Below are 11478 nucleotides of genomic sequence, written 5' to 3' on the forward strand. Positions count from 1 at the left end.
TGGAAAGCCTCTAGTGGAACGCTTTTAGTGGAAAGTCTTTAGTGGAAAGTCTTTAGTGGAAAAGAACAGCGAAATCGAACTGCGTTTGCTGATCGAGGCTATCTACCTCAAGTACAGCTACGATTTTCGCGATTACTCCGGCGCGTCCATCAAGCGCCGGGTAAGCCACGCGTTGAGCCAATTCGAATGCGGCACCATTTCGGCCCTTCAGGAAAAGGTCCTGCACGATCCGTCCGCGTTCATGCAGTTGCTGCAGTTGCTGACGATTCCGGTCAGCGAAATGTTCCGTGACCCCTCGCACTTCCTGGCGATTCGCCGGGAGGTGGTGCCGATTCTCAAGACCTACCCGTCGATCAAGATCTGGATCGCCGGTTGCAGTACGGGCGAAGAAGTCTATTCGATGGCCATTTTGCTGCGCGAGGAAGGCCTGCTCGATCGCACCATCATCTATGCCACCGACATCAATCCGCGCTCCCTGGAGAAAGCCAAGCAAGGGATTTTCTCCATGGAGAATGTCCGCGCCTACACTTCTAACTACCAGCAGGCCGGTGGCCAGCGTTCGTTCGCCGATTACTACACGGCGGCCTATGGTTACGCGATTTTCGACAAGTCGTTGTGCGAGAACGTGACCTTCGCCGATCACAGCCTGGCCACTGATAGCGTGTTTTCAGAAACCCAATTAATTTCATGTCGTAACGTATTGATTTACTTCAATAAAAGACTTCAGGATCGTGCGTTCGGCTTGTTTCACGAGTCGCTGTGCCACCGTGGTTTTCTGGTGCTGGGCAGCAAGGAAACCCCGGATTTTTCGGCCTTCGGCAATCAGTTCGAGCCGTTGGTCAAACAGGAACGGATCTACCGCAAATCATGAACAAAGCAGCAGATTTACCTTCCATAGAAGCGATCGTGATCGGCGCCTCGGCCGGTGGCGTAGAAGCGCTGCTGAGTATTCTTGGCCCGCTGCGCGAAGGTTTCGTCTTGCCGATCATCGTTGTGCTGCATCTGCCGAACGAACGCCGCAGCCAGTTGGTGGACGTCTTCGCTCGGCGGGTTGCCTTGCCGGTAGTGGAAGCGGGCGACAAAACGCCGATTTTAGGCGGAACCCTGTATTTCGCTACGCCCGGTTATCACTTGTCGGTGGAACGCGATCGCAGCTTTTCCCTGAGCCTGGAAGACCGCGTGCATTACTCGCGGCCCGCCATTGACTACCTGTTCGAATCCGCTGCCGATGCCTACGGCCCGAACCTGGCCGCGGTATTGCTGACCGGCGCCAATCGCGACGGTGCCTATGGCCTGGCGCAGGTCAAACGCCATGGCGGCGTGACCATCGTGCAGGACCCGGACGAGGCCCAGGTCGCGACCATGCCCCAGGCGGCGCTGGATCTTCATCAACCCGACCACATTCTCCCTGTCCGCGGCATCGGCCGTCTGCTTGTCGAGCTGGAACGAATCGCATGCTAAGTAATATCCAGGCCAAACTGCTGATCGTCGACGATCTGCCGGAGAATCTGTTGGCACTTGAAGCGCTGATCAAGCGCGAAGACCGTACCGTCTACAAGGCGCAATCAGCGGACGAAGCCTTGTCGCTGCTGTTGCAGCACGAATTCGCCATGGCCATTCTCGATGTGCAGATGCCCGGCATGAACGGCTTTGAACTGGCCGAGCTGATGCGGGGCACGGAAAAGACCAAGAACATCCCGATCGTGTTCGTCAGCGCCGCCGGCCGCGAACTGAACTATGCGTTCAAGGGCTATGAAAGCGGTGCCGTGGACTTCCTGCACAAGCCGCTGGACATCCATGCGGTCAAGAGCAAGGTCAATGTGTTTGTCGAGTTGTATCGTCAGAGAGAGGCCATGAAACTGCAGGTCGAGGCGCTGGAGCAGAGCCGGCGCGAGCAGGAGGCATTGCTGGCGAAGCTGCAGAGCACGCAGCTGGAGCTGGAGCAGGCGGTGCGCATGCGCGATGATTTCATGTCCATCGTCGCCCACGAAGTGCGTACACCGCTCAATGGCCTGATACTCGAAACCCAACTGCGCAAGATGCACCTGGCCCGGGATAATGCTGCCGCGTTTACCCTCGATAAAATGCACGCCATGGTCGACCGCGATGAACGGCAGATCAAAAGCCTGATCCGGTTGATCGAAGACATGCTTGATGTGTCGCGCATCCGCACCGGCAAGCTGTCGATCCGGCCGACCTGCTTTGATCTGTCAGTGCTGGTTCGCGCTTTGTTGCAGAATTTTTCGCAGCAGATCGAAGCCGCCGAAGCTTCGGTTTCCCTTGAAGCCGAACAACCGGTGATCGGTAACTGGGATGAATTTCGCATAGAACAGGTGATTTCCAACCTGCTGACCAACGCCTTGCGCTACGGTGCCAAGAGCCCGATTCAGGTGAAGGTGTACAGTGAGAACGGTCAGGCACGGGTGGACGTCCGTGATTACGGAATAGGCATCAGTGAAGAAAACCAGCAACGGATTTTCCAGCAATTCGAGCGGGTTTCGGCCAAGCATGCCGTCGCCGGATTGGGCCTGGGATTGTTTATTTCCGAACAGATAGTGACCGCCCATGGCGGTTCCATTACCGTCGAAAGCCGGATTGGCGAAGGCGCCCTGTTTCGCGTTTGTCTGCCGCTGTAGGAAAACAGCCCGAAAAACGCAACCTCTGATCGACCCCGGGGTCGTATCAGCAGCAATTGACCGAACAAAGGCTTCCCATGAGTGAAGATGCACAAGACGTAGTACTCGTCGTCGAGGACGAGCCGGTTATCCTGATGGTGCTGACCGACTACTTGTCGGGGCAGGGGTATCGTGTGCTACAGGCGGAAAATGGCGAGCAGGCTTTCGAGATCCTCGCCAGCAAGCCTCACCTGGATATGTTGATCACCGACTACCGGTTGCCTGGCGGCATCTCCGGCGTGCAAATCGCCGAACCGGCGGTCAAGCTGCGACCGGACCTCAAGGTGATTTTCATCAGCGGCTATGCCAGGGAAATCCGCGAGACCGGCAGCCCGATCACGCTCAAGGCGCCGATCCTGGAAAAACCGTTCGACCTGGATGTGTTGCAGGACATCATGCAGGACTTGCTGTCGTAACGACTGTATGTCTGTTGAGCGACGCAGGCACTGTGGGAGCGGGCTTGCCCGCGATGAGGCCGGCAGCTTCACCCTCTCCATTGCCTGAGACACCGCTATCGCGGGCAGGCCCGCTTCCACAGGGTTTCTGGTGTTTGTTGAGTTTGTATTAGCCCATAACCCCATAGGAGCGCATCAAACCCGGATCATCTCCCGCACCTTCGCCGTCAACAGGTCGAACGTGAACGGCTTGGTGATCATCTGCATGCCCGGATCCAGGAACCCCCCGCGCACCGCCGCGTGTTCCGCGTAGCCGGTGATGAACAACACCTTGAGGTCAGGCCGGTACTGCCGGCCGATCTCCGCCAATTGCCGGCCATTCATGCCGGGGAGCCCGACGTCGCTGATCATCAGGTCGATACGTTGCCCCGAATCGAGAATCGGCATCGCACTGTCCGCGTCGCCGGCCTCGACAAAGCCATAGCCCAGTTCGCTCAGCACGGTGCTGACCAATACCCGCACGGCCGGATCATCCTCGACGATCAGCACCGTTTCGCCGTTGCGGGCAATCGGCGGGTGCAGGCTTTCCACCGGTTGGCCCTGCGGTACATCGCCCAGGTAGCGGGGCAGGAACAGACTGACCGTCGTGCCTTCGCCCACCTGGCTTTGAATGGCAACGTGACCGCCCGATTGCTTGCTGAAGCCGTAGATCATCGACAGACCCAACCCCGTGCCCTGGCCGATCGGCTTGGTGGTGAAGAATGGATCGAAGGCGCGGTTGATGGTGCTTTGCGGCATGCCACAGCCTGTGTCGGTCACGCTGAGCATGACGTAATCGCCGGGATCGAGATTGCTATGGGGTTGGGTGAAGTCTGCGTCCAGGTAGCGGTTCGAAGTTTTCACCACCAGATCGCCGCCATCTGGCATGGCGTCACGGGCATTGATCACCAGGTTGAGCAGGGCGCTTTCCAGTTGATTGGGGTCGGCTTCCGCCACCCACAATGGCTCGTTCAATTGCATGTCCAGGCGAATGCGTTCGTCGATGCTGCGTTTGAGCAATTCGCCCATGGACACCACCAGGGTATTGAGTTCCACAGGTTTGGAGTCCAGCGACTGTCGCCGGGAAAAGGCCAGCAGGCGGTGCGTCAGGCCCGCCGCGCGATTGGCGGAAGTCACGCCGAGGTCGATCAGGCTGTCCAGATCATCCAGGCGCCCTCGGGCCAGGCGCCGGCGCAACAACTCCAGGCTGCCGATGATGCCGGTCAGCATATTGTTGAAGTCGTGGGCGATACCGCCGGTGAGTTGGCCGACCGCTTCCATTTTCTGCGACTGGCGCAACACCTCTTCGTTGTGGCGCAACTGGGCGGTGCGCTCTTCCACTTGCTGCTCCAGGGTTTCCAGGGTGTTTTGCAGGCGCAGCTCGCTTTGGCTCAAGTCGATCAGCCGATCCCTGGCTTCGTACTGTCGTCGACGACCGCGCAAAGCCGTGCTCACCAGACTGATCAAAGTCACCGGATGAAACGGGCGTTCAAGGAACGTCACGTTGCCCAGTTGCGCGCCGAAACCTGAGGTCGGGTTTTGTTCCGGGCCGCCATGGTGCGTCAGCAGCACGATCGGCAGGTCGGACCAGGCCGGTTGCTGTTCGATCAGTTTGATCAGCGGTTCAAGGTCCCGGCCCAGCAAGGCTTCGCAGGACACCAGCAGCAAGCCTGCGCCTTGTTCCAGCTCGTTGCACAGTCCGCGCAGATCGCCGCTGATGACCCCGTCGAACCCCGCTTCGTTGAGCAGCATCAACGCAATCTGACTGTCGCGGCCCAGCGGCGCGAGGATGATGGCGCGCTCGGACGTCCCTTTTTGGACAATCACGGATATTCATCCGAGAGCAAGGGCGTGCCTGCACCCAGATAGGTGGGCACCCCGCGCAGTACGCCCTGGAAGGCTTCCAGCGGTTCACCGATGGTCATGCCCCGCGACCCGATCCGGTATTCGCGTATGGTCGATTCATGGCTGCCGGTCCGCTTCTTGATGATCGAGATGGCCCGGCGCACCTTGCCCAGTGCTTCGAAGTAACGCAGCAGGATGACGGTATCGGCCAGGTAGGTAATGTCCACCGGGGCCTGCATGTCGCCGACCAATCCATGTTGGGCGACGGTCATGAACGTGGCGGCCCCCTTGCGGTTGAGGTACAGCAGCAACTCGTGCATGTGCAGCACCAGGGCATTTTCTTCGGGCATTGCCGCCTGATAGCCGTTGATACTGTCAATCACCACGGTCTTGATATCGCCCCCGTCCACGCAGCGTCGTACCCGGTGGGAAAACTCGCCAGGGGACAGTTCGGCGGCATCCACTTGCTCGATCAGCAGGTTGCCGGTGTCTTGCAGCGCCTGCAGGTCGATCCCCAGGTGTTTCATGCGCTCGAACAGCAATCCCAGCTCTTCGTCGAAAATGAACAAGGCAGCTTTTTCACCCCGGGCCACGGCGGCGGTGGCGAAAATCATCGAGATCAGGGATTTGCCGGTGCCGGCCGGGCCGAGGATCAAGGTGCTCGACCCCGTCTCGATGCCGCCGCCCAGCAAGGCGTCCATTTCCGGGATGCCACTGGTCAATTGCTGTCGCAGGTAGGCGCCCCGGTGTTCGGCCGCCACCAGGCGCGGGAACACATGCACGCCATCGCCCATGATGGTGAAGTCATGAAAACCGCCCCGGTATTTCTGACCCCGGTACTTCACCACCCGGATACGCCGTCGTTCGGCGCCGTAGTTGGGCGTCAGTTCCTCCAGGCGAATCACCCCGTGGGCCACGCTGTGTACGGTCTTGTCGAGGGATTCGGTGGTCAGGTCGTCCAGCAGCAGGACCGTGGCGTCGTAACGCACAAAGTAGTGCTTGATCGCGAGGATCTGCCGGCGATAGCGCAGGGAGCTTTGCGCCAGCAAGCGGATCTCGGACAGGCTGTCGAGGACGACGCGCGTCGGCTTGACCCGTTCGACCACTTCGAAGATCTGCTTGGTGGCTTCGCCCAATTCAAGGTCGGACGAGTACAGCAATGTCTGCTGGTGCTCGGCATTGAGCAGGTTTTCCGGGGGTGTCAGTTCGAAGATATGGACGTTGTCGGAAAGCTCCCAGCCGTGGGATCTGGCGCCCTGACGCAGCTCGCGCTCGGTTTCGGACAAGGTGATGTACAAACAGCGTTCGCCGGCTCGGGCACCGGCCAAAAGGAAGTGAAGGGCGACCGTGGTCTTGCCGGTTCCCGGTTCGCCTTCGAGCAGGAACACATGGCCACGGGACAGCCCGCCATCGAGGATGTCATCCAGGCCTTCAATCCCGGTGGCGGCTTTTGCGCTGATGAACTCGTTGGATATAGACAAAAAATGCCCTCTCTTGATCAGGGGAACGAGGCAGCGGGGGCTTTGGGCCGAAATGGGCCGCCTGTTCACTTGACCTTTGGTCGAGATGAGCGTTCAAACTTTTGTACCGAGATGTGTTTGCAGACCTGTAGGAGCGAGCCTGCTCGCGATGGATGCGTGGACGCCGCGGGGCATCAGGCAACCCGCGTCAACGTTCACGACCATCGCGAGCAGGCTCGCTCCAACACTATTTGGCGTTAAAGCCCCTGTTGGAGGGCCGGATCGTCGGGATTCTGCTGTTCAAGCTGCGCCAGCAGAATCTGCACGTTCTGCAGTTGCCCGCTTTCCTTCCAGTAATTGATCAGCAGCACCCGCGCCTTGCGATCATTGGGGTGGCGCTGGACGATTTCCTGCAACTGCTTTTGCGCCGCCTCCAGCTCCTGTTCACCGTGCAGCGTGGTGGCCAGGTCATAGCGGTAATCCTTGTTGTCCGGCTCCAGTTCCACGGCCTTGGACAGGCCGAGCAGGGCGAATTCGCTTTGTCCGTGATGCAGCAACCAAAGCCCCAGGGCGTGTTGCAAGTAAGCCGAATCGGGCTGGGCCTTCAGTTGTTTGGCCAATAGTTGACGCGCCGCGTCACTCTGGCCCTGGCGGTCCAGCACCTCGATCTGCATCACCAGCGCTGGAAGATTGTCCGGCGCCAGGCTCAAGGTCTGGTCGAGTTCCTGTTGCGCCTCTTTCAATTCGGCGTTGTGCAAATACAGGCGGGCCAGCTGATAGTGGTTGTCGGCGCTTTCCGGGGCGCTTTTGAGCTCCTGCTGCCAGGTGTCGATGGCTTGCTCCAGCGGCCCGAAGTACAAGCCAAGGTCATCCGGCGACAACCCCAGCAACGCATTGACCGCCGCCAGCCGGACGCTTTGATCGCTGTCATCGAGCAACGGCCCCAGCAACAGACTGCGCTGACCGCTGGGCACCAGGCCGCCGATGCTTTTGATCGCCGCGATGCGGACTTCCGGCGCTTCATGTTGCAAATCCGCATCCGCCAGTTTCAGCGCCACGGAGCTGGGGTAGTTGGGCAGTTCGGCATGCAGCCAGACGCGTCGCTTGGGGGAAATATCCGGGCGGGCCAGCTGCTGGTAAAGCACCCGGGCCGCACCGGGTTGACCCGCGCGGGCTCGGGCCAGCGCTTCGCTGTAGCCGCGTTTGATCGCCTCTGGCACCTCTGGGGTTGTGCTGTGCATGAAAAACCACGCAAGGCCTATGACGAGCAGGACACAGAGGCTGATAAGCAGGTAACGGCGGGACTGGGGCATGCAGAATCCGGAAGCTGGCAGCTTTTGCAAAGTGAGCAGCTTCGGTCAGGCGGGGCTGTGAGTCAAACCCGGACTCGGCTTGTCGCTGGCTACGGCTATCGAAAAGTGTCCAGGCATTGGCTGCCAGGGGCCGTCGACGCTGAAACCTGTCGATGCTCTGAAGCAGTGACTACGCTTGCTGGATAACCGCCAAAGAGCGTTCCCCATGCAAGCGCTGTTGCAATATTTCAAGGCCATCATCCACCCCAGTCGCGGGGTGCTGCTGTTTGCCTTGAGAACCATTGCGGCCGGGCTGTTGACTCTGTACCTGGCCTTCATTTTCGATCTTGAACAGCCCAAATGGTCGATCATGGCCGTGGTCATCGTCAGCCAGCCGCTGGCAGGCATGACGCTGGCCCGCAGTTTTGGTCAGGTCATCGGCACCACGGTGGGGGCGATTGTGGCCGTGGTGATCATGGCGATTTTCCCCCAGGCCCCGGTGCCTTTCCTGATTACCTTGTGCCTGTGGCTGGCGCTGTGTACCGCCGGTGGCACCTTGTTGCGCTACACCAGTTCCCAGGCGTTTGTGCTCAGCGGCTATACGGCGGTGGTGGTGGGGCTGCTGGCGGTGCCCGATCAGGACGGCACCTTTCTGCTCGCCGTCACCCGCGTGACCGAGACGCTGCTGGCGGTTGCCTGTGTCTGTGTCGTCAGCCTGCTGACCGCACGCCCGGAAGCCGTGGCCAAGGATTACTTCACCCGAATCGATCAGGTGATCAAGCTGCTGGCAACCCACGCCAGCGCCGTCATTCGCACTGAGGAAAGCGAGGCGGACTTCCACCATCGACAAATGCAGCTGTTGGGTCAGATCAGCGCATTGGAGGGGGTACGCCGGCATTTGTATTACGACGCGCCGCGCTTGCGCAGTGCCGACGACCTGGTGCAATTGCTCGGTAACCAACTGTTGTTACTCACGGCGCGGCTGACCGCGTTGCGCCATCAACGCGAATTGCTGCTCGAACGCTGGGAAGGCGAAATCCCGGCGGAAATACAGCAGTTGCTGACCGAGGAGCTGGTTTTTCTCGATGAGTTGGCCCGGCAGGGGCGTGCGCTGTCCAGCGATCAGCGGCGCCAGTTTGCGGCGTTGCAGCAGCGTTTCGATGCACTGGCGTACCGTTCGGAGCAATTGGTCGAACCCTTGAAAGCCACCTTGCGCTCGCTGTCATGGTCATTGCGTTGGGAGCAGGCGCGAATGCTCCAGCAGTTGGAAACGATTCTGGAATTGAGCGATGCGATCCAGAGCGGACGCAAGGCCAGCAGCATGTATCGCGGTAAAGCCAACCCATTGCACCTGGATTTCACCCTGGCGGCGATGAACGCCATCCGCGCGTACTGCGCCCTGATGGTCGCGGGCCTGATCTGGATCGAAACCGGTTGGGACGGCGCTCGAGGCGGAATGATCGTGGCGGGGATTCTCTGCTCGCTGATGGCGACGTTTCCCCGACCGCTGCTGGCGGCCCAAAGCTATGCCCGGGGCTTGGGGCTGGCGTTGGTGGTGTCGGCGGTGCTGCAGTTTGGGCTGGTGCCGATGATCAGCAGTTTCGAGTTGTTGGCGTTGTTGCTGGCGCCCTTGCTGTATTGCGTCGCGGTGGGGTTGTCCAGTCCACCCACCACTGGCACGGGGATTGGCCTGGGGCTGTCGACGTTTCTTTTGCTGGGGCCGCAAAACACCGGGTTGGGGCAGAACACCGCGATTCAGTGGTTCGAGTTCGCCGGGGCCTACACCTGCGCGGCTGCGCTGGCGCTAAGTGTGTATGCCTTGATCTTCCCATTCCGGCCCGTACTGCGCATTCGCCGGTTGCATCAGGAAAATTGCGAGCAGGTCCATGCCTTGCTGAAAGTGCCGGCCACCGATGAAAACCAGTTTGCCTTCGAGAGCCGCATGGTCGACCGCCTGACCATGATGCTGGGGCTGTTGCCCGCGATCCAGGACAAACGGGCGCGCGACCTGTTTGAGGTCAGCCTTGGCTGCCTGGCGCTGGGCATCGCCTTGAACCAGCTCAGGCAGCAGGGGCAGAACAATCCGTTGCTGAGTACGCAGACCCAAACCCGGCTGTTCGACACGGTTCGCCAGACCGGGCGGCTGATCGCCGGGCGGCCCGACAGTGAAGTGGACCCCGTGCTCGACAGCCTGCACGCCTTGGGCGACGAACTGGATGCATTGCACTCCAGCGTCCATGAACACCTGTGGTCGGTGTTTCGCATGCGCGTGGCCTTGTTGATCGTGGTGTCGTTCCTGGAGCGCCACCGTCGCCACTTCGAACCCGCCATTACGCAGCACGGAGTACCGAGCCTTGCCCATTGATCTGGAAATAGGCGGGGTCTACCTGCCGCCGATTGCCCAGGCGCTGTTGCTGGGGTTGCCGATTTTCCTGGTGCTGGACTGGATCCTGCGGCGCCTTGGCGTGTTGCAGTTCGTCTGGCATGAAGCCTTGTTTGAAGGCGCGTTGTACGCCTGCGTGTGCGCGACGTTGATTCTGGTGATGGGAGCCTGATGCCTTGAAGAAGATCCTTGCCCATCTCACTACCCTGGCGGTGGTCGTGTTGGCCTTCGTGCTCGGCTGGTTTGCCTGGGAGCATTACACCCGCGCGCCCTGGACCCGGGACGCACGGGTGCGTGCCGATGTGGTGACCTTGTCTGCGGATGTCGGGGGACGCATCGTCAACCTCGGCGTGCAGGATAACCAGCACGTGGAGAAGGGCCAGTTGCTGCTGGAAATCGACCCCTCGCGGTATGCCCTGGCAGTGGGTCATGCCAAGCGTTCGGTGGAGGTGGCGAAGGCCGCGCTGGGACAATCGGAAGCCACCATCGTCGCCAGCCAGGCGCTGCTTCGTCAGCGTCAGAGTGAGGAACGCCGCCGCCGGACCCTCAAGGAGCGCTCGGCGATCTCCGGTGAAGAGTGGGAGAAATCCAGCACCGATGTATCGGTGGCCCAGGCCGACTTGCTGCGCAACCAGGCCAACCTGGGGTTTGCCCAGGCTAACGTGCAACTGGCCATCGCCGCACTGGCCGAGGCCGAGCACGACCTGGAGCGCACCCGGGTCGAATCGCCGGTCAGCGGCTACGTCACCAACCTGCTGACCCGGCAGGGCGATTACGCCACGGCGGGTGGCCCGTTGGTGGCGTTGGTGGACAGCGATTCGTTCTATGTCAGTGGCTACTTCGAAGAAACCAAACTGCCGCGAATCGGGGAGGGTGACCGGGTCGATATCGAATTGATGAGCGGCGAACGCTTTGGCGGCACCGTGCAAAGCATCGCCTTTGCCATCGCCGACCGCGAAAACCTCCCCGGCGGCCGATTGCTGGCCAACATCAATCCCAGTTACACCTGGGTCAAACTGGCGCAGCGGGTGCCGGTGCGGATAAAGATCGATGCCGACTATGACGGCAAAGACAAACTGCGTGCCGGGACAACGGCCACCGTGACCGTCCAGGAAACCCGGAAACAACAATAATCCCTGTAGGAGCGAGCCTGCTCGCGAATGCGGTGGGACAGTCACCATCGATGTTGATTGTGATGGCCTCTTCGCGAGCAGGCTCGCTCCCACACTGAATGTGTGTCGAACAGATCATCTCCAATCAGCAAAAATTCCCTGTGGGAGCGAGCCTGCTCGCGAAAGCGGTGGGTCAGTCAGCATTGATGTTGGATGTGATGACCTCTTCGCGAGCAGGCTCGCTCCCACACTGAATGTGTGTCGAACAGATCATCTC

10 protein-coding genes are annotated in these 11478 nt (G+C 60.3%); 7 read left to right on the forward strand and 3 right to left on the reverse strand.

The genetic code is table 11. From position 1 onward, the window contains the following. The first annotated feature begins 55 nt into the window (after positions 1 to 55). From HNQ83_RS16835 to HNQ83_RS16850, 4 genes are all read left to right on the forward strand, one after another. Positions 56 to 871, forward strand: coding sequence for a protein-glutamate O-methyltransferase CheR (locus tag HNQ83_RS16835; RefSeq protein WP_175389963.1), 816 nt, complete (start codon positions 56 to 58; stop codon positions 869 to 871). Beyond that, a complete protein-coding gene (locus tag HNQ83_RS16840; protein WP_175389964.1) occupies positions 868 to 1461 on the forward strand; it encodes a chemotaxis protein CheB in 594 nt (197 codons plus the stop codon). The genes HNQ83_RS16835 and HNQ83_RS16840 overlap by 4 nt, the downstream gene beginning before the upstream one ends. Continuing rightward, positions 1455 to 2636, forward strand: coding sequence for a hybrid sensor histidine kinase/response regulator (locus tag HNQ83_RS16845; RefSeq protein ID WP_175389965.1), 1182 nt, complete (start codon positions 1455 to 1457; stop codon positions 2634 to 2636). Before HNQ83_RS16840 ends, HNQ83_RS16845 begins: the two co-directional genes overlap by 7 nt. Before the next feature lie 77 nt (positions 2637 to 2713). Then, on the forward strand, positions 2714 to 3091 hold the full coding sequence (locus HNQ83_RS16850; RefSeq protein ID WP_175389966.1) for a response regulator: 378 nt from the start codon (positions 2714 to 2716) through the stop codon (positions 3089 to 3091). A 174-nt stretch (positions 3092 to 3265) separates the two neighbouring features. On the opposite strand, the gene HNQ83_RS16855 is transcribed toward HNQ83_RS16850, so the two are convergent. From HNQ83_RS16855 to HNQ83_RS16865, 3 genes are all read right to left on the reverse strand, one after another. After that, complete coding sequence (locus HNQ83_RS16855) at positions 3266 to 4933, reverse strand: ATP-binding protein (RefSeq protein ID WP_372241910.1); 1668 nt, start codon at positions 4931 to 4933, stop codon at positions 3266 to 3268. Further along, positions 4933 to 6435, reverse strand: a complete 1503-nt coding sequence (locus HNQ83_RS16860; RefSeq protein WP_175389967.1) for an ATPase domain-containing protein — start codon at positions 6433 to 6435, stop codon at positions 4933 to 4935. The genes HNQ83_RS16855 and HNQ83_RS16860 overlap by 1 nt, the downstream gene beginning before the upstream one ends. A gap of 236 nt (positions 6436 to 6671) precedes the next feature. Beyond that, positions 6672 to 7727: a tetratricopeptide repeat protein gene (locus HNQ83_RS16865; protein WP_175389968.1), complete on the reverse strand. Its 1056-nt coding sequence runs from the start codon at positions 7725 to 7727 to the stop codon at positions 6672 to 6674. A 205-nt stretch (positions 7728 to 7932) separates the two neighbouring features. On the opposite strand from HNQ83_RS16865, the gene HNQ83_RS16870 reads away from it, so the two are divergent. Genes HNQ83_RS16870 through HNQ83_RS16880 form a run of 3 tightly spaced genes read left to right on the forward strand, consistent with a single transcriptional unit; the run spans position 7933 to position 11222 of the window. After that, complete coding sequence (locus tag HNQ83_RS16870) at positions 7933 to 10071, forward strand: FUSC family protein (protein WP_175389969.1); 2139 nt, start codon at positions 7933 to 7935, stop codon at positions 10069 to 10071. Further along, a complete protein-coding gene (locus tag HNQ83_RS16875; RefSeq protein ID WP_137806150.1) occupies positions 10061 to 10261 on the forward strand; it encodes a DUF1656 domain-containing protein in 201 nt (66 codons plus the stop codon). The genes HNQ83_RS16870 and HNQ83_RS16875 overlap by 11 nt, the downstream gene beginning before the upstream one ends. A 4-nt stretch (positions 10262 to 10265) precedes the next feature. Beyond that, positions 10266 to 11222: an HlyD family secretion protein gene (locus HNQ83_RS16880; RefSeq protein WP_175389970.1), complete on the forward strand. Its 957-nt coding sequence runs from the start codon at positions 10266 to 10268 to the stop codon at positions 11220 to 11222. Positions 11223 to 11478: the final 256 nt, after the last annotated feature.

Origin of the sequence: Pseudomonas sp. C2B4, from assembly GCF_013359695.1 — a bacterium.
In the GTDB taxonomy this organism is placed as follows: domain Bacteria; phylum Pseudomonadota; class Gammaproteobacteria; order Pseudomonadales; family Pseudomonadaceae; genus Aquipseudomonas.